Source organism: Acinetobacter sp. GW821-FHT01C12, from assembly GCF_059422625.1.
This window is the reverse complement of record NZ_JBWKXD010000004.1, coordinates 178,124-204,848: the sequence shown is the minus strand read 5'-3', so window position 1 is coordinate 204,848 and position 26,725 is coordinate 178,124. Positions and strand designations below refer to the sequence as shown.

At 40.2% G+C, this 26,725-nt stretch carries 19 protein-coding genes; 8 read left to right on the top strand and 11 right to left on the bottom strand.

The features are described 5' to 3' along the window. Nucleotides 1-173: 173 nt before the first annotated feature. The 3 genes from recD to AC07WY_RS12620 all read right to left on the bottom strand — a co-directional run bounded on the left by recD (nt 174) and on the right by AC07WY_RS12620 (nt 9,616). Complete coding sequence (gene recD, locus AC07WY_RS12630; RefSeq protein WP_494736490.1) at nt 174-1,949, bottom strand: exodeoxyribonuclease V subunit alpha; 1,776 nt, start codon at nt 1,947-1,949, stop codon at nt 174-176. Between the two features lie 96 nt (nt 1,950-2,045). Further along, the gene (locus AC07WY_RS12625; protein ID WP_494736469.1) at nt 2,046-5,834 is read right to left on the bottom strand and encodes a UvrD-helicase domain-containing protein; all 3,789 of its coding nucleotides are present in this window, start codon (nt 5,832-5,834) and stop codon (nt 2,046-2,048) included. Nucleotides 5,835-5,836: 2 nt separating this feature from the next. Beyond that, nucleotides 5,837-9,616: an exodeoxyribonuclease V subunit gamma gene (locus AC07WY_RS12620; protein WP_494736468.1), complete on the bottom strand. Its 3,780-nt coding sequence runs from the start codon at nt 9,614-9,616 to the stop codon at nt 5,837-5,839. A gap of 184 nt (nt 9,617-9,800) precedes the next feature. Between AC07WY_RS12620 and AC07WY_RS12615 the strand changes: the two genes are divergently transcribed. After that, nucleotides 9,801-10,307, top strand: coding sequence for a hypothetical protein (locus AC07WY_RS12615; protein ID WP_004725502.1), 507 nt, complete (start codon nt 9,801-9,803; stop codon nt 10,305-10,307). A gap of 71 nt (nt 10,308-10,378) precedes the next feature. Here the strand turns inward: AC07WY_RS12615 and AC07WY_RS12610 are convergent, their stop codons facing one another. The 7 genes from AC07WY_RS12610 to AC07WY_RS12580 form a co-directional block, all read right to left on the bottom strand. Beyond that, entirely contained in the window at nt 10,379-11,083 is a 705-nt protein-coding gene (locus AC07WY_RS12610; RefSeq protein WP_262087178.1) for a nitroreductase, read from the bottom strand. Nucleotides 11,084-11,104: 21 nt separating this feature from the next. Next, nucleotides 11,105-12,295 carry a hypothetical protein gene (locus AC07WY_RS12605; RefSeq protein WP_244014253.1) on the bottom strand — a complete coding sequence of 397 codons (1,191 nt, stop codon included), beginning with the start codon at nt 12,293-12,295 and terminating at the stop codon, nt 11,105-11,107. Between the two features lie 56 nt (nt 12,296-12,351). Beyond that, nucleotides 12,352-13,668 carry an MFS transporter gene (locus AC07WY_RS12600; protein WP_262087180.1) on the bottom strand — a complete coding sequence of 439 codons (1,317 nt, stop codon included), beginning with the start codon at nt 13,666-13,668 and terminating at the stop codon, nt 12,352-12,354. Nucleotides 13,669-13,853: 185 nt separating this feature from the next. Further along, nucleotides 13,854-14,492 (bottom strand): isochorismatase family protein, encoded by a 639-nt coding sequence (locus AC07WY_RS12595; RefSeq protein ID WP_239044783.1) that lies wholly within the window; start codon nt 14,490-14,492, stop codon nt 13,854-13,856. A gap of 10 nt (nt 14,493-14,502) precedes the next feature. After that, entirely contained in the window at nt 14,503-15,258 is a 756-nt protein-coding gene (locus tag AC07WY_RS12590; protein ID WP_494736467.1) for a maleate cis-trans isomerase family protein, read from the bottom strand. A 12-nt stretch (nt 15,259-15,270) separates the two neighbouring features. Next, a complete protein-coding gene (locus tag AC07WY_RS12585) occupies nt 15,271-16,077 on the bottom strand; it encodes an alpha/beta fold hydrolase (protein ID WP_262087181.1) in 807 nt (268 codons plus the stop codon). Continuing rightward, nucleotides 16,074-17,216, bottom strand: coding sequence for an FAD-dependent monooxygenase (locus tag AC07WY_RS12580; protein WP_494736466.1), 1,143 nt, complete (start codon nt 17,214-17,216; stop codon nt 16,074-16,076). Before AC07WY_RS12580 ends, AC07WY_RS12585 begins: the two co-directional genes overlap by 4 nt. 229 nt (nt 17,217-17,445) lie before the next feature. On the opposite strand from AC07WY_RS12580, the gene AC07WY_RS12575 reads away from it, so the two are divergent. Beyond that, complete coding sequence (locus tag AC07WY_RS12575; RefSeq protein WP_262087184.1) at nt 17,446-18,483, top strand: 2,5-dihydroxypyridine 5,6-dioxygenase; 1,038 nt, start codon at nt 17,446-17,448, stop codon at nt 18,481-18,483. 183 nt (nt 18,484-18,666) lie between these two features. Continuing rightward, the gene (locus AC07WY_RS12570) at nt 18,667-19,101 is read left to right on the top strand and encodes a MarR family winged helix-turn-helix transcriptional regulator (protein WP_494736465.1); all 435 of its coding nucleotides are present in this window, start codon (nt 18,667-18,669) and stop codon (nt 19,099-19,101) included. 117 nt (nt 19,102-19,218) lie between these two features. On the opposite strand, the gene pap is transcribed toward AC07WY_RS12570, so the two are convergent. Next, nucleotides 19,219-20,637 (bottom strand): polyphosphate:AMP phosphotransferase, encoded by a 1,419-nt coding sequence (pap, locus tag AC07WY_RS12565; protein WP_494736464.1) that lies wholly within the window; start codon nt 20,635-20,637, stop codon nt 19,219-19,221. A gap of 199 nt (nt 20,638-20,836) precedes the next feature. On the opposite strand from pap, the gene AC07WY_RS12560 reads away from it, so the two are divergent. The 5 genes from AC07WY_RS12560 to AC07WY_RS12540 all read left to right on the top strand — a co-directional run bounded on the left by AC07WY_RS12560 (nt 20,837) and on the right by AC07WY_RS12540 (nt 26,181). Then, a complete protein-coding gene (locus AC07WY_RS12560; protein ID WP_262087186.1) occupies nt 20,837-21,544 on the top strand; it encodes a DUF8198 family protein in 708 nt (235 codons plus the stop codon). A 152-nt stretch (nt 21,545-21,696) separates the two neighbouring features. After that, complete coding sequence (ubiE, locus tag AC07WY_RS12555) at nt 21,697-22,641, top strand: bifunctional demethylmenaquinone methyltransferase/2-methoxy-6-polyprenyl-1,4-benzoquinol methylase UbiE (RefSeq protein WP_315074938.1); 945 nt, start codon at nt 21,697-21,699, stop codon at nt 22,639-22,641. A gap of 32 nt (nt 22,642-22,673) precedes the next feature. Next, on the top strand, nt 22,674-23,345 hold the full coding sequence (locus tag AC07WY_RS12550) for a ubiquinone biosynthesis accessory factor UbiJ (protein ID WP_262087189.1): 672 nt from the start codon (nt 22,674-22,676) through the stop codon (nt 23,343-23,345). Nucleotides 23,346-23,348: 3 nt separating this feature from the next. Next, nucleotides 23,349-24,968 carry an ABC1 kinase family protein gene (locus tag AC07WY_RS12545; protein ID WP_105713844.1) on the top strand — a complete coding sequence of 540 codons (1,620 nt, stop codon included), beginning with the start codon at nt 23,349-23,351 and terminating at the stop codon, nt 24,966-24,968. A 130-nt stretch (nt 24,969-25,098) separates the two neighbouring features. Beyond that, the gene (locus tag AC07WY_RS12540) at nt 25,099-26,181 is read left to right on the top strand and encodes a patatin-like phospholipase domain-containing protein (RefSeq protein ID WP_494736463.1); all 1,083 of its coding nucleotides are present in this window, start codon (nt 25,099-25,101) and stop codon (nt 26,179-26,181) included. Nucleotides 26,182-26,725 lie beyond the last annotated feature (544 nt).

Below are 26,725 nucleotides of genomic sequence, written 5' to 3'. Positions count from 1 at the left end.
GTCTCACGACTTTAAATTGTTATTATTTTGCGATTTTACTCAACGATCCTTGCTGAGTTCTTTATGGCTTCATCATCTCAAAAAGTAACAAGAAGCTCTATGCGCAAATCTCTCGAATTCATGTAAGCAATTTCGTACATAGAGATAAATTATCAATAAAAACTACAAAATAACTATGCCGTGTTAATCATGCTAACCAATCCACTCATTCTGGTTGTGGCTGTGTCTAAAGCATGGATAAATGCCTGTCGATCCACCAATAAACTCACTACAGATTTGGCCCGTGTGATGGCAGTATAAATCAACTCTTGGCTTAGCAAACGTGTTGCTGCAACATCCAAAACTACGGCGGTATGGGTGAATTCTGACCCCTGAGACTTATGGATGGTTAAAACAAAAGCGGTTTGCATCGATTTAGGCAAACGCGTTGCAGCAATCCATTTGTCTAAACTGGGGAAATAGACTTCAAATTGATCAGCATACTGGCGATGTTTTAGACAAATCCCGATATCTCCATTGGAAAGACCAAGTTGATAATCGTTATAGCTCATCATCACAGGACGCCCAACATACCAGTCGCCATAACGAGCCAATGTTGGAAGATATTCAAATAATGCTTTTTCCATTTCATGGTTTAAGCTATTCAATCCTAATGCACCATGCCGAACAGCCGTTAAAATACGATATAGGTCAAATGCTTGTGTCACCGCTTCAATTTGATGATGAGGCTCTTCGGCCATCAGATAGCTGTTTAAACTTTGAAAATAAGCTTGAAAACCTAAACTGAGTTTTTGGTAATACTGGATTAAATCTGCTGGCAAAATCTTTTCAGGCAGATATTCAAGCTGAATCACATCTTGCATATTTGCTTTGAGTTCAACTGGTTTAAGCGCACTCGCCTCAACAATCTCTTGCTCAAAAGTCGCCAATAATTCTGCACGGTCTATACTTTGATTTTTCTGTGATTGAATAAACTGTGCCATTTTTCCAATTAAGGCACCATCTTTAAAGCGCTGACTGGTCTTAAGATTGACCCGATTGTGCTGTAATGATTGTACATTCTGTAAATCTGCCAACACCGAACCGACATCTACAGAAGCCAACTGATTGGCATCGCCCAAAAGAATTAAACGGCAATGTTCAGGAATGGCTTCAAATAACATCGTGGCTAAATTTAAATCTAGCATCGATGCTTCATCAACCACGATCACATCATAAGGCAATGGCTGTCGCAGATTAAAACGAGGAATATGCTGATTTCCCAAGCCCAATAACCGATGCAAGGTCATAGGATTAAATTGATGTTGGTTCAGTCCAAAACTATGTAGTTTTGGATCACTCAATGATTTTTGTAATGCTTCCCCCATTCTCTGTGCGGCTTTGCCTGTCGGCGCAGCCATTGCAATACGAATATCAGGAAGAGTTTGCTGCAATACTGCAATGATTCTGGCCAAGGTATAGGTTTTACCTGTACCTGGTCCGCCAGTAATAATATTAAAAGCATTGCCTGCCACCATAGTTAAGGCAGCTTTTTGATGTGGATCGGTGAGAAGCGAATCAAACGCAACAACATCAACAGGTTGAATCTTCTGCTGTTTTAACCGTGCCACTTGTATCGCTAAACGGCGCTCAAGTTGCCAATAACGGTATAGATAAATCAAGCCATGCTGTTGCACAAATGGTGCAACCACTGTTTCAGCTAAACTATGTTCTACAATATCAAGTTCTTCAATATCATGCGTTACAATCAATGGCTTTAATAAGGCGGTGTTTTGCGCCTCTGCGGAGATACAGCTATCCCCTTGTGTGGTCGCCAATAAAATTTCTTGTACTAATTCAAGTGTCTGTTCATCTAATCCTGAAGCTGTGGAATACTGCGCTAAAATGTATTTACTCCAAGTCTCAATCCATTGCGGGACTTGGCTTTCTAAATCCTGTTTATTTTCCACACGGTTATCCTCAGAGTTATCTACAAGGTTTTCAACAGAGTTATCCACAGAATAACTTATTGTTTGCAAAGATGTTCAAGCAACTATTCACACGATTCAACTGGATTTATCCTCAGTAAAATAGCCCAATATGGCATCAAGTCTTAAAATAAATTCCGTCGTGGGTCGCCAGAAGTAGTAACCTTGTCCGCTTTGACCATTCATACCACGTAAATACAAATAGGTTGCGCCTCCCAGATCACGATCAATTTGATAATCTTCGAGCTGGATTTTCAAATAACGATGCAATGCCACCAAATACAAAGATGCCTGTAGCCAATAACTGGCATGCGACATGCTGTCCTGAACAGCTTCAAATGAATAACTTTGCTGATCTACACCCAAAAAATTACTTTTATAATCGGCGATATGATATTGCTGACCATCAAAAAACACCAAATCAATTGACCCATTTAAATAACGTGCTGAATTGGCATCTTTAAACTCAGGCATTGCAATGGCATGCTCATCAAACAATTGATGTATACGTTTAATTGCCAAAACTCGATCTGAAAGGGCCAGATAAAATGGAAACTCAGCTAAATGCTCATGTGGTTCAAGTTGCCCCATTTTAAAATGACTGAGAATTGGAGTCGATAAAACATCCTGTAGCCACTCAGCCATCCAATCAATCAGCGTCTCTTCTATAGCCTGTTCTGTTTGAGAAACGCCCTCACTCGAATTGTCGTTGAGAAAAGCCTGCTGATATTTTTCCAGTAACTCCGTCCATAAACTTGAATAATCATTTTTAAAGCGACGACGTATTTCCAAACGCCAATAATGCGTATCTTTAAAATCAATATGCTCAAAAATTTCATGCAGGAAATTTCCTGCAATTGTACCCATTGGGAAATTGGCTTTGATCCATGCAAGCGGTTGAGTAGGAACTACATCTGTAATGATTTCAACAATGGGTTGTTGAATTTCATCTTCTGCTCGATCCTGTTTTTGTTCAGAAACGGCCAAAGCATCCTGAATTTGTTGCCGAGTTAAATGCTGAGCCAAAGCACTAAAACTGGTTTTACCCCGCGGATAAAAGCGTTGGGTAGGAAAGGCTTGTGCAAGTAAAGGCAATTGGACTTCGCTCTTGGGTTTTTCTAAACGTGGTGGGCGTTCGGTCAATAAAGCTTGCATGATAGTTCCTGCATGCTGAAACGTATTTGCACCCTGACCACGCCAAAATGCCAGTCCTGTTGTGGATTTTTCCTTTACATCACTCAGCATCGCATACACCCGATAACTAGCACGGGTCAATGCCACATACCACAACCGGTGATGTTCTGCTAAAGCGCGCTCATTGTGCTGCTCAATGTCTTTTTTATCGAGTAGATTGGCATCATTGATTGCCACCACACGCTGTTGTTCATTCTGTCCTGTTCGTACATTCAGCTGTTCAACCGTCGAGAAATTCAGCGTTTTATTGATCTCTTTAAAGTCTTTATCAGCGCCCAATAAAAACACAAACTTAAATTCAAGCCCTTTGGATTGGTGAATGGTCATCAACTGAACCCCTGCCTCATTGGACAGTTTCCGTTCCATCTCCCACTCTCTCTCCATCGGTGAAGTCAGTTGTTTTAAATACCAATGATAAAGATTTTGTGCACCTTGATAGTCTTCACTGTGCTGGCTCAATAACTCTGTTAAATGACGTAAATTCACCACCACACGCTCATTGTCACGACTGTGTTTTTCCACCAATTTTGTCCAGACAGAAAATTGGTTAAGCAGATATTGCCAAGCCGTTAAAAACCCTTGATTGAGCCACATCTCACGAATCTGATCGAACAGTTCAATATAGACACTCAAACCATCGGCATGCTGTTCCAAGGCAATCAACGCTTTTAAATCAAAGCCGATCAGGCGGCTTAACAAAGCCCGTTTTACTTTGGCTTCATGATAAGGATGCAAAATTGCAGCAAGCACAGCCCCAACATCACCAGCTATCTGACTTTCAAAGACACTTTTTTTCGAGGGTCGACTGGTTCGAATCCCTAAAAATTCCAACGCGGATTGTGCTTTATCTAAGCCATCATGGTTTTTGGAGAGGATGGCGATATCATTTTCATCTACTGCACGATGCACTGATTTTTCAATAAAATATAAACTGCCTTGAATCCCCTGATTCAGTAGCTCACGAATTTTCCATGCCACTTGTTCAGCTTCTTGATTCTTATCTTCAAGCTTGATCCATCTTAAAGGCTGTGGATTGACATGGCCATGATCCAGTAAATCAGGATGCGGACGAGGACCTGCTTGTACTGGGGTATACCAGACCTGTTCACCAAAATCCATTTGGCGTTGAAATAAGGCATCAACCACTTCAACCAAAGGCTTGACTGAGCGATGATTAAAAATCAGATTATATTCATGCCCTGCTTTACCAAACACATCCTGATGCGCTTTTAAAAAGGTCAACATGTCCCCACCACGGAAACCATAAATCGCCTGTTTACGGTCTCCGACCATGATCATACAACCCTGTTTGACACGATTGGGATGCCGCCAAATTTGTGCCAACATATCATCTTGATCTTGGTTGGTGTCTTGAAATTCATCGACCAGAATCAGTGGATAACGCGCATGTACAAAGCTCGCAAAACGCTGCCCTTGTTCACCTTGCAAAGCCTCTGCAAGGGTACGAATTTGTTGTGCAAAGGTGGTTTCACCCTTTTGCTGTAACACTTGAGGTAAACGTGTTTTAACTTCTTTTGCCAGATAATATTTTAAGAATGTATTGGTTCCAAGCAGTTGATTTTCATATATCTCAATCTGCGCATAAATACTGAGTAATTGTTGAATAAGTGGGTGTTGATAAAAATCGGATTGTACATTTTCAGGTGCCGCTTTTTTAAAAATTTGCTGCTCCCGAATCACCTTCATCAAGGTTGCAAAGTCGGACTTTTCAACACTCAGCTTTGAACTTAGATAATGCTTATAGTCATGCTGTTGTAGGGTTTGAATAATTCGCGGCAAGCTCTTGGCAAAAATACGATTCAATCGATCATTTCTAAATTTTGTCCCATTCGCAAATTTATAAAACTCACCATCCAATAAATAATAACTTTGCAAAGTCAGCAATTGATCCAGTTGAATCTTGGCAAGCTGTTCAATCACCTGTTGGAATAGCTGAACATCTGCATTGGAAAATTTAGGCTCAATAAAATTTGCCGAGGCAAAATTTAAGCTTTGTTCCACCGTTGCAACATAATAATCGACCCCATGTAACTCGCCCGCAAACATCAAGCTATCCACAATATCTTGGGGCTGTTTTTGAATCCATGCACGAAGTACATCATGAATCAATTGCTGGCTATAACTTTTCGCATCATCAGTAATTTCAGCCCGCTCGATTTTGCCACTTTCAAAAGCAAACTCACGCAGTAATTTCTGACTAAAACTATCTAAAGTCCCGACAAAAAGTTCATCCAGTTGATCAATCACCAATTTCAAGCGTTCACAGGCATACGCAATCCGTGAGGCAAACATCTTTAACACTTTAGAAAATAATGGATCTGACTCTTGGGCTGCTTTGGTCAAGACTTGCGCTTCGGTTAATTCACGACATGAGTCAAAATAGCGGTATGTTTCCTGTAATCGTAAGCGAATACGTGTTTTCAATTCTGCCGCAGCTTTACGGGTAAATGTGGTCGCAATGACTTGGCTCGGTAAGTATTTTTCTAAAAAAATCCGCACCATCAAGCTTGAGAGCGTATAGGTTTTGCCTGTACCTGCAGAAGCTTCGATCCAGTGCAATCCAGCAAATTGCATATCTTCAATCGGCTGAATCGAAACTTTTTTGGCTGTGCCGTTTTGTGCTGCTGGTAACTGTGAATTTACGGAAGTCATGTTTATTCCTCCGCAACAAATTGATGCTGATAAATCGGCTGATACAACGCATAGCCAAAATGATCACAAGCATGTTTTAACAATGCGGTCGCATCTTGCTCTTGCAAAATAAATTGCCAATCCCGATGCTTTTTACTCCATTCCATTTCAGTCAAATCATAAGGTAGAAACGCATCGCTTTTATTCCATTCATTTAAAAGATCTGCAAAGTTATCGATCAACATGCTTTCCACATGAGGTTGTGTATCCGCATTTAAACCATGTTCATTTAAACGATGTTCAGCTAAGCCACCTTCAACAGTCCCGAGTGACCATTGCAACTGCTTATTATTTTCAGCGGGCTTTAATAACAAAGCAGCAGGTAGAACCAAAGGTTCCGATTGGGCATAGGCAAATGCTTTAAACCACGGCAATAAATATGCTTTCGCCTGTTCTGAACTTAACCCAGTACTGATGATCGTGACATCACTAAATACCGCAATACGTTGTAGTGTTTTAGACTTTTCAGCATCGACATTTAAATAGCTTAACCAAAGTAAATATTCTAACCAAACTTTGGCACGACGTTTAGCACGACCGCTTGACGCATCCAAACTCACCCAATGCTGCCCTGCTTGCTGAGGTACAGTAATATTCATGACCAAACCAGCGTCAATTCGCCATTGCCGTTGCGTTGTCACCGTCACATCAGCAGCATAACGCTGTAACCGCTCTTTTAAACTGTCTTGCTCCGCCAAACTGATTTGCCATGCGCTGTGCTGAACCTTACCAATGGGTAATTGATTTTGCAGTAATCCAATCTCTTGAGACCAAGAGTCTTCAGCAGAATGAGTCGATTGTTTCTGCAAGAAATCTCGAATCTGATAACGTGCCAAACCATCCAAAATTAAGGGTTCATTCATTGCAGGAATATCTTCTGCGCGCAGATTCTCTACGCCTAAAGTTTTTAAATATAACTGTGCCGGGAAAGTGACATCTTGAATCCACTGTCGCGCATCCAAAACAGTGAGCTCTTCTTGAACAGCAGGATATTGTGTATTTGCCCAAGCCTCACGTTTAGCAAGCATTTCCGCTTGACGGATGTGTTGTGCAACATTGAACCATTGATCTTGAAAACGAAGCGGTGTGGTTGACTCAAAACCATTTGGATCAAAAGGTTGTAGGCTATGAATGTGATATAAACACTGCAAATGTTCAGGGACTTGAATCCCCTTAAGCTCAATCATCTGATCAACAGGACTGATATCTTTACTATCCGTAGATAATGCCGTTTCAGATTGGGCAATCAGGGCAATATGGTTGATCAATTCCTGTAACACGCTGGTTGGCTCACGAACTTCACCATCACTCACATCAAAGCCATTATAGAATAACCATAGATTTTCCTGCGCCAATAATAAAGCATCGAGGAAAGCGCCTTGATCATCATCTAGGCGGGAACGATCCCCCAACTGCGGCTTGAGAATTTGCATCAAATCAAAGGGTAAATGCACATTTCGATCTGGAAATTTACCCCCATCCAAATTTAACAGGACGATCAACTTATAAGGCAAAGGACGAATCTGGCCAATTTGGCTAAAGGTAATCTGCCCTGTCGGTAAAGCCTGATCGATTTGACCTTCTAATAAATTTTGAATTTCATTCAATAGATAGGGTAAAGGTAAATAAATATTTTTAAGGATGGGTTGCGCATGTTCATCATAAAAACTGGCTAAAGTCAGCATACGCTCTTGTTTTTTGACAATTTCACGTACGACTTTTAACGACTCAACACCGGCTTGTTCAAACTCAACAATGTCTTGCATCAGTAGTTTTAACCACGCCTCAACATTGCATTTTAACGTGGTATTTTTCCCCAACTCATGCGCAATCATCCAGTCACGGCGCACATCAAAATCTTGATAAATCTGAATCAGTTTAGCCACTAACTCAAAATCACTTTGCAAAATTTGGGCATAACTTAGGGTATTTTCAAAAATCGTATGCTCTGGAATCGCAATACCTAAAGCCAAACGATCAAGAGCAAATTTAAAACTAAAACGAAAATCTTCATCATCCTGACTTAAAGATCGTCGTAAATGTTGTGCATCTAGACCACGTTTAAACCCAGCATTGATCAATAGCTCAATCATTCTTTCTGTATTTGAAATATCCAGAGCGTAACGTAATTGCGTGGCATTTAAACTTAACCAATCTGCAAAATCCTCAACGCTAAAACGACCTTCAACCAATTGAATACGGCCTAAAACAGCACGCCAAGCATTATTGGCATCCAGTTGCGTTACACCAGCAATCTTCACTGGCAAATAAATACTGTCTTGGTTTGGTGTATGCGGAAATACACTGCGAATAAGCGGTTCAATTTGTTTTAAATCTGGCACTAACACCAAAACATCACTTGGCCGATGTGGCTGTTCAACAGTGCTTTTCATCAGCCAAGCAACCAACTGGTCTTTTAATACTTCAAGCTGTCGTAAAGACGAATGACACACATGGATTTGAATTGAGTCATCCGTTTTGGCAATTGGATAAGCATGCGGTTCAGGCTCAACCAAATACAGAATATCTGATTGTAATTTACTTAATAAATGAATCGGTTCTTCATCGACAAAGGCATCCACCCATTGTCCTTCTTCGCCTGAAGACAGATTAGATAAGATCGAAAAGTGATCACGGGCTTGTTTACCAAAACGGGTTAATAATGGATGTCGTGATTCACGAATTTCTGCATTAAAATTCAAAGTAAATTCATCAAAAAACTTTTGAATATCTGCATCAGTCGCTTTGGGATGCTTACTGACAAAACGCGCCTTTACCCGCAAATCATATTGTTTTTTCCAGTTTGGATCGACACTGTCAGCCCAATATTCTTGTGATGGGTTGTAATGTAAAATCACCACATCCAAATATTGTCCCAGTCGTCTTAAAAACTGTAATTGACTTGGTGGTAAATCCAATAAAGTAAAGATAATCAGCTGGCTGGGTAATTTCTTTAAGGCTTGAGGGCGTTGTAGATCATCATCCATGATTTGCCAAAAATCATGATCAATACTTTGCATTTCAATAAAATCATCATGAAATGTATGTTGCCACAACCAACGTTGCCAAGTTTCCAACTCTTGTGCTTGATTTAAAGTAAATGCTGAAATTTGTTGATTGGTTTTAAAGAATTGCTGTTCGAGGTTAAGTGCTTGACCTCGTCCCCACTGCCCTAGCCAATTGCCTGGGCAACTACATGCTTGTCCATTGTTCTGTTGGCAACCGCGTTGACAGTCCCCACGATACAACATGTAATGACTGAACAATTTTGACACTTGTTCAGAGACCCAATACAACATACTTTGTTTTTTGAGTTGCTTCTCTAAACCTTGTTCCAGTTGCGAGGCTGCATCATAAATACGCTGGATAATGCCATGCAAAGGATGCTCTTGGGCTAAGCTATTTTCATCCTGCTCAATAAAACTTTTCAACGTTTGATAAATTCGCCACTTCATAATCAAACGCGGAATATTGGCTTTACGGACTTTGTCTTTGTCGTCTAAAACTTGCTGATAAGCAAACCACTGAAAACCACGAATACGTTGATGAAATTGACTGTTGGCACTGATGCCTTGTTGTTCAGCAATACGCTGGCTCAACCATTCTTGTACCGCAGGGCTTGGGACAATAAAATGTTGTGTTTGCAAGACTGCAAAAGGATTCTTGGATGACCGAATGGTATTTTGCAAAAGCCCTTGCACCAAAACATCAATGCGTTGGCTTTGAATCACATGAATGGCCATAATTCCTCAACTTTCAATCTTCTATTGTCTACGTTTATGCACAAAACATAAACATTCGCCACTATACAACAACACCATACTATGGCATTTTTAAAACATTATTTGGAAATAACTTCACAATTTCAAGCTTAAACATGCGTTTTCAAAAATATGAAAAAAAGCTTGAAACAAAGGTAATTGTTTTATGAAAATTGATAAACTTCCAGACGCAATCGATCCAAGCTTAAACCTAGAACAAATTCGTGATGAATGCTTGGAGCAAGTGAAAAAGCGCTCTTATGTCTCTGCTGGTGTCGCAGTGATTCCTGTTCCGTTTTTAGATGTGGTGATTGATGTCGGGATGTTGTCGCTTCTGATTCCTGAAATCAATGCCCGCTTTGGTTTAGCGCCAGATCAAATCAGTGTATATGATCCTGCAACCAAGAAAATTCATTGGAATGAATTACGTAAACGTGGTTTTGAGTTTTCAGGTTTAGTGGTTGCGCGTACAGCGGTAAAGGCATCATTAAATAATATGGCGGCTAAAATCATTACCAAACAAGTGACCAAATTTATCCCACTGGGTGGCTCAATCATTGCAGCAAGTTTAGGCTATATTGTGATGAAAAAAGTTGCTGAAGCGCATGTAGATGAATGTTATAAATTAGCCAAAAATATTCAAAATAAACAAACGCAAAAGTTAGTAAGCTAAGCGCTGCTACATTTTAAAATCTATACTTAGTAAAACAAAGAGATATCATCTGATATCTCTTTGTTTTTTGTTCATTGTAAAAATACAGCAAATTCTTCAAGACTGAGTCGTGAGGGATGAAAAGAATTAATTTTTTCATTCACATCGGCATAGCCTAAAGACATGCCACAAACCAATTGTTCATCATCTGTAGCACCTAAAATTGGCATGATAATCTTGTGATAATCATTCCATGATGCTTGGGGACAGGTGTCTAAGCCTTGTGCTTTTGCAAGTAACATAATATTTTGCATCAACATGGCGATCGCCATTTTTGCGCCCGCTTCTAATTGACGATGCGTGGTAAAAAATAAACCAACAGGCGCATCAAAAAACTTAAAATTTCGAAGGTGTTGTTGGTGCATTTCCTCTCGTTGTTGTTTGCTAATGCCCAGTACAGCATACATCCCCCAACCATTCTCCCGTCTACGGCTAATATACGGTTCAAACCATTGTTTAGGATAATAAAGATAAGGGGCCGTAAATTCGCTTCTTGAACATTGACCAGAATAAACGGAATCCGCTGCTGCAATCACTTGCTGGCTAATCCTCAATTTACTATTGCCCTGAACCACATAGACTTTCCACGGTTGAGTATTGGTTCCAGAGGGTGCATAACTGGCTTTTCGCAGCAGATCCTGAATGATCTCAGGATCCACAGCCTGATCTGTAAATGCACGTACAGAATGTCGATTTAAAATCACTGCTTCGACCAGATTATTGGCTGTGAATTCCATTTATTCCCTCATAGGTCAAGACTAAAAGTTATATCCGACGTTGATATTCCACCTAAATTTCCAGTCATTGCTATAGTCCGAATTCGTCGAGGTATAGCCAGTTGCATTTTTAGCACCACCCAACACATTGACATTCTTCCCGACACTTCCGTCTACCCAAATTAAGAAAGGCATTGCATTAAACTGCACTCCAAAGGTGTCCATTTGCGAGCGATCCCAGCCGGCTTTGTCTTTCCATAACACACTATAATCATTATAGAATTTTACAGTTTTTAAATTCGGAAAATACTTGGTTTGCACAGGTTGGGTATAACCGATATTAAACGAACCAATCGTCCCTTCAGCTGCGACAAAATAAGCAGGTGTTATACCATTCGCTTGCATTAAAATTTGATCATTATTTAAACCCTCTGGGTTTTTTGCATCATATTTATAGCGAATCGCTGAAGTTTGCACATTCCATTTTTCGTAATTATTTAAGCCATGCACTCCAAATGCATAATAATCGCCATTTTTGTCCGTCGCTTTATTACGCAATTGTGAATATGCCCCACTGACACCAAACTCCTGTTTACCAAATTCCAAATCCATTTTATGGGCATAACGTAGATTGAGCTGATTTCTTTTTTCATTGAGATATTGCTGTTGGTGAGGCAGCACATTATCCAATTTATCCGCCGAACCTGACTCTGGCGAATAACGAATATTGCCTGGACTCATGATTGGCATATACGCCACGGTAAAATCATGTGTTGGCGAGGTATTTTTCCAACTCAATCCCGGCGCTACACTGTCGGCAAATCCTAAGAAAAATGGAATAGGGAAAGTCCATGCATGCTCTGGGAATGGATAAATTCCAAAAGGCTTATAAATAATTCCGGCCTGAAAATCATTATTGTCATCAGGCTTATACCCGACAAAACCATGTTCAACAGAACGTTTATGATCACTTTGGAAGGCATAACTTACATCCAAATAAAATTGGTCATATTTGCCTTTAATATTTAAACGGGCATTATCAAACAAAAACTTGCCATTATTGGGGCTTTCCCATCGCTCATCACGATAATTGGTTCGGACAAAACCGCCTAATTTCAATTGTTTTAAACCATCTTCAGTTTCCCATTGGAACGGTGAAGGTTGTGCATTGGCATAGGCTTGAAATGAGATCAAACTCGATACAATTAATCCTAAATATTTAATTTTTAACATGAGAACCTCCTCAGCAATTTGTTCTCCCGAACGCATTGCCATTCAATTTTTTTAATTTATTTGTTTACTAAAGTTTTAGGCAAAGACAGCACAATGAAGCAACTCAACAATAAACATGCTGAGAACACGATGAGTGCGCCTTCTGGTTTACCAGTAATCTGAATGGCATACCCCACCAAAGTGTTACTGACTAAGCCGGCAATGTTGGCAATAGAACACGCCAGTGCAAACCCTGTCGCCGCCGCAGTTCCTGATAAAAAAGTTGCAGGAAGACTAAAGAACACGGGGATGGTGCCTGTGGTCGCAATCGCAGCAATCGAGAACAAAATCAAGGTCATGACAATATTGGTACTAAACATTGTGGTTAAAAACAGTGCGACTGCACCAAAAATAAATGGTACGACCATATGCCAACGACGCTCTCTATATTTATCTGAGCTCCGCCCAATGACCAACATTGCAATCAAGCCAACAATACTTGGAATGGCAACCAGTAAACCGATATTTAATAAGTTGGCAACGCCTGTGGTTTTAATAAATGTCGGCAACCAAAAGCCCATAGAATAAGTACACAGCAACATCGAAAAATTAATTGCACCGAGTTTCAGGATATTGGTATTGAAAAATCCATCTTTAAAACTATGCTTTTGTTTGGCAGAGTCATTGCCTTCTAAATCTTTATTGAGGTTTTTTTCAATGATTAATTTTTCAGCATCATTGAGCCATTTGGCTTTGGAAAAGTGATTCGGTAACATTTTAAATGTCAAAATACCCAAGATCACGCTTGGAAGTGCCTCTAAAAAGAACAACCATTGCCAACCTGCCCAGCCATAAACTTGATCAAAGGTGGTCATGATCCAACCTGATAGCGGGCTACCAATAATCACCGCCAAGGGTAAACCAATCATAAATAAGGCAATGATCTTAGCGCGATAATATGTTGGGAACCATGTGGTTAAATAATACAAAACCCCGGGTAAAAAGCCTGCTTCCGCAGCACCGAGCAGAAACCGCAACGCATAAAACTGCATCGGTGTGGTCACAAACATGGTTAAACCAGACAAAATCCCCCATGTAATCATAATCCGCGCAATCCAAATTTTTGCGCCAACCTTTTCCAGAACCAAGTTACTGGGTACTTCAAAAATAATATAGCCAACAAAGAAAAGTCCTGCACCTAACCCAAATGCTGCCTCACTTAAGTTCACATCATTTAACATATGTAATTTGGCAATCCCGACATTAATTCGGTCTAAATAGGCTGCGATATAACAGAAACACAGGAATGGAATCAGTTTCCAAATCACTTTTTTATAAACCTGAACCTCTTGTTCAGGGTAAATTTCTTGTGGTTTTACAACACTGGTAGACATATCTAACTCCTTTAGATCACAAACCAAGTGAGTTGTTTTTCTTGTAATACTTAGAACAAAATGAACAAAACTTTTATGTCACTGATGATCTGCACATTCTCTTTTGTTTTAATGCATCACCAAAAACCATTCTATCCTTGGTTTTTTATTACCCTAACGTCCATAATTTTTAGCTGTATCAATCATCAATTTTTGTTTTGAGTGAAATAATTCAAGACTTCTTGTTTTGATACAACATCTCCATACTTGCTATCGATATCAAACAGATTGGCTTCATGGGGCTCATGATGACGATCCCCAACACAGTCACGGATCACAATGGTTCTAAATCCATGTTGCACAGCATCCACGGCTGTTGCGCGAACACACCCACTGGTCGAACAACCCACAATAATCACGGTATCTATCGCCTCAGCGTTTAAAACTGATGACAAACTTGTTGCAAAAAAAGCACTTGCATAATTTTTAGTGATCACCAATTCAGTGTCGAGCGGTTGAACTTGTGGGCAAAATTGAGTGGCTGGATTATCCACCGTCATCGCTGCCATTACGGGTGATTTTTTTACCCACATTCCCCCGTCAATTTGGTTTTTAGCGTGATAAAGAATATTGGTGTGAATCACTAAAATATTCTGTTCACGTGCCAGTGCCAAAACCGCTTCGGTTTCTTGAACTGCAGTAATCACATCAGGCGCATATAAAGGCTCAGATGCCGTAATATAAGACTGGATAAAATCAACCAACAGCAGCACGGGTTTCTTGCCAAAACCAATTCGATTTCCCCACACGCCTTGGTAATTATCATTTAGGGATTGTTGATTCATTTCACACTCCTTATGCATATGCGCCAGAGAGCAATGCACCAGCACCCGGTACAATTGGCTCTAAATCCATTGCTTTAAGCATCTGATAGGTTGTTGCAATTGCTGCTGAAATCACGGGCTTACCCGTAAGTGCCTCAACTTTAGCGACTGCAGGAAGTGACTGCATTTGTACACATGCTGAAAGCACAATCACATCTGCATCTTGGTAATTCAGCCTCTGCACAATGTTGGGCAAATCAGTAGGGTCATGTTGCGCAACAGCAATGTTGTCAGCGATTTCTAAGGCCACATAATCGAGAATTTCAAACCCCTCTTCAGCAATGTAATTCACCACCAATTCGGTTAAGGGTTTCATATAGGGCGTAACAACAACAATTTTTTTCGCCTTCATCAGCTTCAAACAGTCAACCAAAGCCCCCGCACTGGTGACGACAGGTGCAGCAGCAGCATTATCAACCGTGACTTGATGTAGACGTTTTTCTGACTCACGGTGATAACCGATGCCCATGGACATAATCGCAACCAGACAGGCATATCCCAATACATCCACTTGGGCATCTGAAAGTTCTAAAGCACAACGGTCAGACTGTGCATCCATTGCCGCAAGCTCTTCTTTTTTGACATGTTTCATCCGCATACGGCTAGAATGGAAGGTAAATGTTTCAGGACGAATCAGTTGACGTGCTTTCAACATCGCTGGAATTTCAGTTTCCATCGTGGTATTGGAACTGGGTACGATTTGACCAATTTTATAAATTCGTTGCATGAGCATTCCTCCTTAAATAAGCCTCTGTCCTAAAAAATCTGAAAAGCCGGCTAAGAAACCATTTAAGTCATCCCAAGGAATCATATGCCCTGCATTTTCCACACGGCTCACCAAAATCCGTGAATTAAGCAATTGGATTTCTGCAATATCGCCTGCCGAGATCACATCGCCTTTGCCAGCCACCATCAATAAAGTTGGTACTTTGATTTTTGGGATATATTGATGAATATCAACATGATGAAAATCATGAAAAGACTTGATAACGGCTGGTAAATAACAGCTATGTAGCCACTCTGCACGTAATTGTCTTTGCGCTAAAGTCCAAGATGGGCAATATTGCTTCATGTCTTCTGCATTCATACCCTGAATAGATTGCTGAATAGAGTCGACATACCAAGATAATTGGCTCGGGTAAGCACGCCGTCCTGGACCTGAGACAGGAGGATCAATCAGCACAATTTTTTTCAAACCTTTGGGCTCAAACGCAGCACAACGAATTGCAAAACGCGCGCCCATCGAGTGCCCAACCAAATAATAAGATTCCAAATCCAATTTTTTAACAAAATCTAGAATATCTTGCGCACAGGTATCGGTGTCATATTGCAGATGCTCCCCCGAAGAAGACAGCCCTCGGCCTCGAATATCCAAAACATAGACATCAAAAAATTGTGCTAATTTTTCCGCTACAAACCCCCAAGTAATGGCAGGGCTGGTAATCCCGGGGATCAACACCAAAGCATGCCCTCTCCCACCATAACGAAGATAATGTAAGCGGACTTGATTGATCGCTACATTAGACCCATACAGGAATTGACTCATACGGCCTCCTCCTCATTTAATGCATGTGCATATACATCATATCCATACACCCAAGCTGGATCTTCTTGGCTTTTTAAGAAGGTATTGGCATTGGAAACTTCTTGCACTCGACTGGCACGTTGTTTACGGTTTTGTTCATATAATTTGAACGCCTCCTGATAGTGGTCTAACCCTGTTTGCAGCAAACAGCGCGTGAGCATTGCAGCATCTTCAATCGCCATACCTGCGCCTTGTGCCATATGTGGTTTCATGGGGTGGCAAGCATCACCAAGCAATACCATACAGCCATTGCTCCATATTGGTAATGGATTACGATTGTTTAATGGCCACTTGGTAATATCTTCACTGGCTTCAATCATGGCTAAGATGGTTGGATGAAAATCATTAAATGTTTCAAATAGTTCTTGTTTTGAACAAGGCACAAAACTTTGCCCTTGGAAATCCCATGCTGGATGAGGCACACCTGTAACAAAGTAATACTCATCACGTTCTTTGGTGGTGTAATAGGCCATCATATGGCGATCCTCATACCACCATTTGACACAATCATCTAAATCAAATTGCTGTTTTAATTTCTCTAATTGTTCACCTTTAATCATGGCACGGTGTGCAACCCAACCACTGTATAAAGGGGCTTCGGGTCCAAGAATGATTTCTCGAATTTTTGAGTTAATCCCATCAGCACCAATCACAATATCAACATCACTTACTGTGCCATCCTCAAAGCTTAGGGTTACTCCATCTAGCTTTTGAGTAACAGCACTTAAGCGCTTGGCAAAATGTAATTTGTCTTGTTGCAATGCTTCGATTTGTCGGGCATGCATATCACCACGATGGATCGTGATATAGGTTGCTCCATATCCAGTCAAACCAACATTGGACATATAGTTTGCAGTATTTCCATCACGGCTGACCCAATGCGTTGGATGACATCCCATGTCTTCCAAATCTTGCTCTAAACCCATTTCTCGAAAGATTTTCATAATGTTTGGGCCAATATGAATACCAGCACCTAAACGAGAAAATTCTGCGGCTTGCTCATAGACATCAACATCAAAACCCGCTCTCTGTAGTAGTAGCCCCATTGAAGCTCCACCAAGACCTGCACCAATCACTGCAATTTTTTTTGCTTTATTCATTGTTTACTCCATCAAACAAATTTTTCTTTTAATAGATATACCCCACGACAATATTAAAGTCTATGCACTTTAAATTTTTAAACAAATCTCATTTTATAAAATCAAATAAATTATTGTTTAACATGAAATAATATTTACATTACAATGTTGCAATCAATATATAATCAACACAATTAAAGTGTATACTCTTTAAAAATACAAAAAACAGCGATGAAAAAGGAGCATCATCATGCCTGTAAATAGCACTGAACTGACCCAAATGTTTGAGCATGTTTTAACCTTATCCAAAGTCGATGAAACACAAAGTGTGGCCATTTTAAAAAGTCATTATTCACATCAACAAACCGTTCAAGCCGCACTTGATGCAGCATGTCGGTTAAAAGCCAAAGTGTTTATTTTAGAATTACCTTCGTTCAATCATCCCAGAGCCATGGGAAATGATATGACTGCTTATTGTGGAGATACTGCTTTAACAGGCAATCTTGCTGCTCAACAAGCACTTGAATCTGTCGACCTCATCATTGACACTATGATGTTGCTGCACTCACCAGAACAGGAACAGATCTTAAAAACAGGAACACGGATTTTATTGGCCGTGGAACCCCCAGAAATTCTCGCTCGTATACTGCCCACTCTAGAAGACAAACATCGGGTTCAAACTGCTGAAAAATACTTAAAGAAAGCGAAAAGTATGCATGTGAGCTCAAAGGCAGGCACAGATTTTTATGCTCCGCTTGGGCAATACCCTGCTGTAACTGAATATGGCTTTGCCGACGAAGTTGGGCGCTGGGATCACTGGCCGAGTGGTTTCTTATTCACTTGGCCCAATGAAAATATGGCAGAAGGCATCTTGGTTGTAGATATTGGTGATATTTTATTACCCTTTAAAACCTATACCCGTGAAAGAGTCACTTTAGAAATCGAAAAGGGGGTAATTACTCAAATTCATGGTGGATTTGAAGCAGAATATCTTCGTGATTATATGAAATATTTTAATGATCCAGAGGTGTATGGAATTTCACACATTGGTTGGGGCTTACAACCTCGAGCACAATGGACAGCGATGGGTTTGCATGATAAAAATGATGGGATGTGTATGGATGCACGTGCTTTTAATGGTAACTTTTTATTTTCAACGGGACCCAACACAGAAGTAGGTGGTAGCCGTAAGACACCATGTCATATGGATATTCCACTTCGTAACTGCACAGTGAAACTCGATGATTTAGTGGTTGTTGATCAAGGCGTTCCTATAGCGCTCAGCTAACGCGAAGAAACTAACGATTAAAATCAAATGCTTAATACATCCAACCAAAGCATAACGACCAAGTAGTATTATGGTCGTTATTTTTATGCAATCCTTTTATACTGACCCTGTTAAAGTTTAAAAAAAACTTCAATATTTTAAATCTTCGGGTCTAATTTTCCTCACATGATAAAGAAGTCAAACATGAATGATGAATATGTAATTGAAGAACAAGTGGGATATTTACTTAGACGGACTTACTTTCATCATTTAACGATTTTTCAACAAAGCTTGGATGAAACTTGCCTCACTTCGGTTCAGTTCGCTGTACTTTATGCCATCAATAAATTAAAAGAATGTTCGCAAAAAGAATTGGTTGAGGAAACTGGTATCGACCAAGCAACCATTCGTGGCATTATCCAGCGATTAAAAGACAAGCTTTTTATTTCACAAGATCCTGATCAACATGACAAACGCAAGGTGTTGATTCATATTACACCATCGGGTATTCAAGAGCTTTCGCAAGCGATTCCAATTGCTGCAAGTATTAGTGACTTAACCCTCGCTGCATTAAATCCCGCCGAAAAAATTGCTTTAAAATTTTTACTTAAAAAAATTCTGGGGCATCCATTAGATTAGGATCTTTTACCGCATTAGATCATTGTGATTGGCATCGCACTAAAGCGTAGAATAAGAGCATCTATTCTTTAGTGCGATACTATTTATAACCTCAACTTAGCTGTTGCTAGCAAACAATCAATCCGCTTTTAACTGCTTTAAAATCGTTTTAAGGATTTGAATACGTGCCGTGTACTTATCATTGGTCGCAACCACATGCCACGGTGCATACTCAGTATCGGTTCGTTCAAACATATCCGCAGCCGCATTTAAATAATCGTCCCAATGTCCACGATTTCGCCAGTCATCAGGGGTAATTTTAAAGCGTTTATGCGGTGTTTGTTCACGTGCTTTAAAACGTGCTTCTTGTTCATCTTTGCTGATTGCCAACCAGAATTTAACTAACACGGTTTGATTATCCGTTAAATCTTTTTCAAAGCGATTAATTTCATCATAGGCACGTTGCCATTCCGCAGGCTTGGCAAAGCCTTCAATACGTTCAACCAATACTCGACCATACCAAGTACGATCAAAAATGCTGATTTTTTCCTCGGGTTGAATCTTGGTCCAAAAACGCCATAAATAGGGTCGGCGCAATTCATACTGTTCTGGTGCTGCAATGGTATAAATCTCGTATTCACGCGGATCAAGATTTTTCACAATCCGCTTGATTGCCCCACCTTTACCTGCTGCATCCATGCCTTCAAAGGTTATGATGACATTGCGTGAATCATTGCGTAGCGCTTCCGATACTTTTTTGGTTAATTTCTTTAATTCAGCTTTATATTGATCTTTATCCAGTTCTTCTGTGGCAGGTTGCAATAACGACTCAGGTACAGTCGCCTGTTTCCACTTGGTTCTCACTGCTGTTTTATGTCGAGGCAACTGCTTGAATGCTTGCAAAATATACTGAGCAAATTGTTGATCTCGAGCAACACAATCTTCGCAGTCAATCACATACCAATCATCGGTAAACCGTTGACGTAATTTTTGCACAATGTCGTATTGTTTTTTATTCCGCCAATCCAAACCCATTAACTTATGCCAACGCTGTTCAGACGCATCCATTGAATCTAAACGCTTTTGTAAACTTTTCCACGGTAGATCAAACCAGATTTTAATCACATCGACATGATTATTTTTTAGGTCTTGTTCGTAAGCACGCATATTTTCAATATAGGTATCGAACAAGGTTTCATCTAAGGGTTTAGAAACATGCATCGCTGTTGACAATAAATCACTGTACCAATTGCCAAAAAACAGCTGAATTTGCCCTTCTGATGGAATATGCCGTGCATAAGGCTGCCAAAAACTTTGTTTACTGCTAAATAAACTGGCTGGATCTGCTTTAACCCGTAAGTAACGAGGATCAACCCATTCACGTAATTGTTTAACCGCTTCCCCTTTCCCCGCAAGCTCGATACCACTGACTAAAATGACCAAGCTTTTGGCATTATTTTTATCTTTAGAATTCTTTAAGGCATATTGTGCCTCAATCAGATCAACGGATAACTCTTCTTCATCACGCAACGCAAACGCTAATTGTTCTTCAATCATCTGCTTCTCTATTATCTAAAACTTCAATTGAGTATACCCATTCCCAAAAACAGAGTTATATTATTTTCTGTATAAAATCTTTGATATTGGCTATTTAAAAATCCACTGACCATATTTCTCTATTGTTTTTTAACTTTTGTCATAGTGATACGCAGCAACTGCCTTTATGCTGTTGCTAAACGAAATCTAGAGTTTTTATATGTCAAAACTTGCTGCACTTGATCAGCTTTTAGAACAATATCAACAATTGAGTTATCACACTGACCCAATTCTAGAAAAACGCCTGCATGAAGCGCAGGACTGGTTAAAAATGCGTATTGAAAAGACTCATCATGCGCTGTTTAATCAAAAAGAAAATCAATTGATGGCAAAATATTTTATCAACCGCTTATATGGTGGGCCTGAATTTGATGATTTGGCGATACAAATTGAACGTTTATTAAAATATGCGCACAAAGCAGAAAAAATTCTCCCTGAAAATGCCATTAAGACCGGTTTAAAATCTGTTGGATTGGCGGTACTTGCTATGCAACTTGATGAGCAAGTCGCGGCACAATTACTTAAGGATTACCCTGTTGACCAAGTGATTGATGATGAAATGATGCGACTGACCTTGCTGAAACTAGATCAAGCAGAAGCCCGTCAACAACAGCTGGGTTTATTGGATGATTTGGGTGGTGCACTAGACAAATACATGCGTTCATTCATTATGCATACTGCATTTAAAATGTGTAAAGGCACTGCAATAAAATATAAATTTGAATTGATGTATGACTTTATTGGCGAAGGTTTTATTGCGATGAAACCGATGAAATCCGCAGCTGATTTTATCCATGCATTTACCCTAAAAGAACGTGATATTGTCGAAAAAGTGCATGCTGGAGATCTCAATCCATTTCAGGATTAATTTAATTTCTGGCTGTATCAAACCGATCTCTAAGATCGGTTTTTGTATATTATTCATAACAATTTCATGATGAGGACTGCAAAATTATGCAGAATCTGTCATTATGCAGAGCAATATAAAATTTCCCATTTTTGTGTTCAGGAGTGACTCAAATGTCGAATGAAAACCAAAAGCCTACAGCCCCAGCTGAAATGGCAACGAATACAGACAAAGTGAGTCCATTTCTAACAGAACCATTACCGCAAGGTACTCCACAAGGTCAACAACAGTCCTTGCAGCAACAACTGGTAGATACGCCAGTTTCTGGGACTGTGCCAAAATACAACCTTCCACGTGGTGCTAATACAGGTAATGTTGGCGCAACTACGCATTTCGGCTACAAAACTGTTAATAGTGAAGAAAAAGCGCAAAAAGTCGCTGAAGTCTTCCATTCTGTAGCAAGCAAATACGACATTATGAATGATTTAATGTCATTTGGTATTCATCGCCTCTGGAAACGTTTTGCGATCAATATGTCAGGTGTCCGTCGTGGTCAGCACGTGCTTGATATTGCAGGCGGTACAGGTGACTTAGCCAAAGTTTTCAGCCGTGAAGTTGGTCCAACAGGTCATGTGGTTTTATCCGATATTAACGAGTCCATGTTGAATGTTGGTCGTGATCGTTTGATTGATGCTGGCTGTACCAATGTTGATTTTGTATTGGCCAATGCTGAAACCTTAGAGCCATTTGCAGACAATAGTTTTGACTTGCTCACCATCAGCTTCGGTCTACGTAATGTGACTGATAAAGATGCTGCACTCCAAGCAATGTATCGTGTATTAAAGCCAGGTGGTCGTTTACTGATACTTGAGTTCTCAAAACCAGTATTTGAACCATTTTCAAAGCTATATGATTTCTATTCATTCACCGCTTTACCATTTATGGGTAAAGTTGTTGCCAATGATGCGGAAAGTTATAAGTATTTGGCTGAATCTATCCGTATGCATCCAGACCAACGCACCTTAAAAGGTATGATGGAAAATGCTGGTTTCCAAAACTGTGATTACCACAATTTAACCGGTGGTATTGTGGCGGTACACCGTGGCTTTAAACTGTAATTTCCCCAAGATATAACAAGCAAGGTTGAATTATGTGGTCAATTCTGGCACTCGGTGCAGTTGAACGATTAATCAATCAGTTTATTAATTTGGATGCAATTACCCGCATCCAATTTAATCAGTTACAAGGCAAACTGTTACGTGTCGTGATGGATACGCCTCAGCTTTCTGTCGATGTTTACTTTGATCAAAATAAAATCCGTCTTGAACCGACTGTGACTGGTAAAAGCGAAACACCTTCAATTTTTGAACAACGCCCTTTTGACAAAAATGTTGCGATTGCAGAAGCCACAGCAACATTACATGTAAAGAATGTTGTTGAATTGGCTAAATTATTTGTTGCGGATGATATTGGCAATATTCCTCTACAAGGTGATTATCATCTGTTACAGGATATTCAAAATATTGTCCAACAGCTTGAGCCTGATTTGGCAGCACAGCTTAGCCCGTGGATTGGTCCTGCACTCGCGCATGAAATTGGCAAAATACAACTGGCGCCAAAGCATCTCAAACGCTCACTGCAAAGTCATTTATTTTTTGTAGAAGACTTTTTAAAAGAAGATACGGGTGTATTGGCTCCACGTTGGCAAATGGATGATCTGCAACAAGATACCCGTCAACTGAACCAAAATATTGACCGACTTGAAGCAAAAATTCAGCAACTTCAATCTCACTTTACTCAAAATCAAGATCAGGTAATTTAATATATGATTCCGCATATTGCCCGTTTATTCGAACTTTGGCGCATCGCCGCGCACTATAGACTCGACACACTGGTCCCTGCGGAAGAATTACCTGAAAAAGCTCGGCATGCTTTAGCTTTAATTCGCTTACACCCTGCGGCATGGTCTAGTAAAGAACGTAAAAATCCGCTCAAGCTTAAAGAAGCATTAGAAGAAATGGGGCCTTTAGCAATTAAGTTGGGGCAATTACTTTCTACGCGTCGTGATTTAATTCCACCTGAAATTTTACAGCAATTGGTTTTATTACAAGATCGGGTTAAACCCTTCGAGGTCAATATTGCAAAAGCGCGTATTGAGCAATCACTGAAAGCCAATATTTCTACAATTTTTGCCCGTTTTGATGAGCAACCTTTGGCTGCTGCATCTATTGCACAAGTCCATACTGCTGCGCTCCATGATGGTCGTGAAGTGGTGGTGAAAGTCACTCGTCCAGATATTCGCAGTCAGATTCTACAGGATTTTGAAATTCTGCAATGGCTTGGAGCAAGTTTAGAAAAACGGCTTGAAGCAGCTCGTGCAGTGCATTTGTCTGAAATCATCCAGAACTACCGTCAAGTGATTTTAAATGAGCTGGATCTTACGTTAGAAGCAGACAATACCCGTCGTATGCGTCATTACTTCACGGGTTCAAGCATGATGTATGTGCCTGAAGTCTACATGGACAGCAAGGATGTTATGGTTGCTGAGCGGATCACAGGCGTTCCCATTTCAGATATTGAAACCTTTGAAAAGCTTGGGATGGATCGTAAAGATCTTGCTGAAAAGGGTTTAACGATTTTCTTTACACAAGTATTTCGTGACAATTTCTTCCATGCCGATATGCATCCCGGCAACGTGTTTGTTGAAACCTTGAATCCAAGCCACCCTCGTTATATTGCCCTTGACTGTGCAATTATGGGTGAGCTATCTAAACAAGATCAAATGACCGTTGCACGTATGTTGCTTGCGGTCATGAACAGCGATTTCTTACAACTGATTCAAATTGTGCATCAGGCGGGCTGGATTCCACCGGGTACCGATCAAGATGCGCTATCCCGTGAAATGCGTCGCACTGTTGGACCAATGGTGTCCAAACCGATGCATGAATTGGACTTTGCGGGTATCTTGATTCAAGTCATGGACATTGCGCGTCGCTTCCATTTAGAAATTCCACCACAATTGATGTTATTACTCAAAACACTGGTACATGTGGAAGGTTTAGGTACCGATTTATATCCTGAACTCGACATTTGGAAGCTGGCAAAACCGATTCTCACCGAATGGGTAAAAGCACAAATGAATCCTCAGAAGAACTTAAAAGAGTTAGGACAGAAAATTCCTGACTTACTTTTAGGTGCACAGGATTTCCCAACCTTGATGGTTGACAGCTTAAATGGTTTAAAAAATCAATCTGCATGGCATGCCAAACAACTGCATGAGTTGCAAATGATGCGTTTAGAGGTGGAACAGCAACAAAAACGTAGCTGGATTTTCGGTAGCATCATGGCGATTTTGCTCTCTATTGCAATCATTGCACCGTGGTATATTTCAATTGTTTTGATTGTCTTGACCACTGTTTTAGCAGTTTGGCGGATTGCCAAATAACGCGATTCAGCCTATTCAATGAATAGGCTTTTTTGGCTATGACTGCTAAGTCACCGAGTGACAGCTCTCGCCATTGTTCAATCTATCACGCACTCTAAAATAAAAAATATTCGTTTGAGTGAGTGAAATCATGACCCAAATTCTACAAAAACGCCCTGCAGCAATCACCTTACGTGCAGGCTCACTCGCCAAACAACACATACAACAAGAAGGCTTATCTGCACATCAAGTCGATATGATTCCTGGCGCAGCTGGCGGCCCCAAAGGCATTGGTTTAATGGGCTTGGATCAGGCGATTTTCGGTGATTTTCTACAGCGTGCCAAACAACGACGTTTTTTAATTGGTTCATCTGTTGGTGCATGGCGCTTTGCTGGAATTTTAGCGCAAGGTGAACAACTCGGTCCTGAGCGTTTGGCGGAGTTATATATCAACTTGCCCTTTCATAAAAAGATGACCATTGCAGAGATTGAGAAAATATCTCGCGAGATGCTGTACAGCATTTTAGACCAACACAGCCAAAAATTGGTCGAACATCCCGAATATCACCTTACGATTATCGCAGCCAAAGCAGAACATTTATTTCAAAGTGATCAAAAGCTTGCACTATATAGTTCCTTACTCGGCATTATCGGCAGTAATGCAATTTCAAGAAACCATCTGAATAAATTTATGCAGCGAGTCATTTGTCAACCTGCTCAGTTCCCACAATTTAAAATTCAGGATGATGCTTTTAAAACCCATTATTTAAATTTTAATCAGCACAATGTTGCGGATTGGTTGATGGCCTCAGGTTCGATTCCCGCAGTTACACCTGCGGTAAAAAATATTGCCGATGCGCCACAAGGCGCGTATCGAGATGGTGGTTTGATCGACTATCACATCGATTTGCCTTTTGAGAGTAAAGGGATTGTTTTATATCCACATTTTTCCGACAGTATCATCCCAGGCTGGTTTGACAAAATGTTTAAATCTCGCACAGCTAATCCTGCAAACCAAGCACGGACTTTACTGATCTCGCCTTCTCAAGACTATTTAAAATCTTTACCTTTAGGACGTTTACCAGATCGTAAAGATTTTGTGATGAAAGGTCTGGATGATCAAAAGCGAAAACAATTGTGGAAGCAGTCTGTAGCAGAAAGTCAGCGACTAGGTGATGAATTTTTAGAAATAGTGGAGAAACAAAATTTTGCTGAAGTGATGCTAGATTTATAATTATTACCCCCATTGATCACCTCATCCAGCGGTGAATAAATTTGATTTTCAACAGCTTAAATACATCACAACAGTATTCTCAATGACTTGAGATATCAGCCTGAGCCATGTCAGTCATGGCTCAAGCTTTAAATCATTTATTTTGCACTGAATTTAATCCGTATCTGGTCTCGCCTATAGGCGTTGATTCTTGGCTAAGATCCATTAGGGTCTGTTGACATTTCATAAATGGTTTGCGTTGTAGGTTAAAATTGAGCATGAGAGGTATACGTCGTAAAGCAGGAAACGAAGAGAATAGCGGGACTATTTCCGAGTTTCATAACGTATTGAGATAATTTTAGCCACAACCCTTCGGGACTAGCGTGTTTTTTGCCACTACGTCGTTACGAACTACTTATTTAGAATGACTAAATTTCGTATTTCGCGCCTAGTATTGCCTAAAAAACACACGTCGTCGCAAACGTAGACGAATTGTCAACAGACCCTAGTAAAAAAGAGCTTGATTCAAATTACTGCTTGTTAATTCCCTGCTTTTTGTTAAATT

Excerpts from the sequence above, each read along its gene's own strand:
- AC07WY_RS12625 (WP_494736469.1), bottom strand. The coding sequence starts at position 5,834 with ATGACTTCCGTAAATTCACAGTTACCAGCAGCACAAAACGGCACAGCC.
- AC07WY_RS12620 (WP_494736468.1), bottom strand. The coding sequence starts at position 9,616 with ATGGCCATTCATGTGATTCAAAGCCAACGCATTGATGTTTTGGTGCAA.
- AC07WY_RS12615 (WP_004725502.1), top strand. The coding sequence starts at position 9,801 with ATGAAAATTGATAAACTTCCAGACGCAATCGATCCAAGCTTAAACCTA.
- AC07WY_RS12610 (WP_262087178.1), bottom strand. The coding sequence starts at position 11,083 with ATGGAATTCACAGCCAATAATCTGGTCGAAGCAGTGATTTTAAATCGA.
- AC07WY_RS12605 (WP_244014253.1), bottom strand. The coding sequence starts at position 12,295 with ATGTTAAAAATTAAATATTTAGGATTAATTGTATCGAGTTTGATCTCA.
- AC07WY_RS12600 (WP_262087180.1), bottom strand. The coding sequence starts at position 13,668 with ATGTCTACCAGTGTTGTAAAACCACAAGAAATTTACCCTGAACAAGAG.
- AC07WY_RS12595 (WP_239044783.1), bottom strand. The coding sequence starts at position 14,492 with ATGAATCAACAATCCCTAAATGATAATTACCAAGGCGTGTGGGGAAAT.
- AC07WY_RS12590 (WP_494736467.1), bottom strand. The coding sequence starts at position 15,258 with ATGCAACGAATTTATAAAATTGGTCAAATCGTACCCAGTTCCAATACC.
- AC07WY_RS12585 (WP_262087181.1), bottom strand. The coding sequence starts at position 16,077 with ATGAGTCAATTCCTGTATGGGTCTAATGTAGCGATCAATCAAGTCCGC.
- AC07WY_RS12580 (WP_494736466.1), bottom strand. The coding sequence starts at position 17,216 with ATGAATAAAGCAAAAAAAATTGCAGTGATTGGTGCAGGTCTTGGTGGA.
- AC07WY_RS12575 (WP_262087184.1), top strand. The coding sequence starts at position 17,446 with ATGCCTGTAAATAGCACTGAACTGACCCAAATGTTTGAGCATGTTTTA.
- AC07WY_RS12570 (WP_494736465.1), top strand. The coding sequence starts at position 18,667 with ATGAATGATGAATATGTAATTGAAGAACAAGTGGGATATTTACTTAGA.
- pap (WP_494736464.1), bottom strand. The coding sequence starts at position 20,637 with ATGATTGAAGAACAATTAGCGTTTGCGTTGCGTGATGAAGAAGAGTTA.
- AC07WY_RS12560 (WP_262087186.1), top strand. The coding sequence starts at position 20,837 with ATGTCAAAACTTGCTGCACTTGATCAGCTTTTAGAACAATATCAACAA.
- ubiE (WP_315074938.1), top strand. The coding sequence starts at position 21,697 with ATGTCGAATGAAAACCAAAAGCCTACAGCCCCAGCTGAAATGGCAACG.
- AC07WY_RS12550 (WP_262087189.1), top strand. The coding sequence starts at position 22,674 with ATGTGGTCAATTCTGGCACTCGGTGCAGTTGAACGATTAATCAATCAG.
- AC07WY_RS12545 (WP_105713844.1), top strand. The coding sequence starts at position 23,349 with ATGATTCCGCATATTGCCCGTTTATTCGAACTTTGGCGCATCGCCGCG.
- AC07WY_RS12540 (WP_494736463.1), top strand. The coding sequence starts at position 25,099 with ATGACCCAAATTCTACAAAAACGCCCTGCAGCAATCACCTTACGTGCA.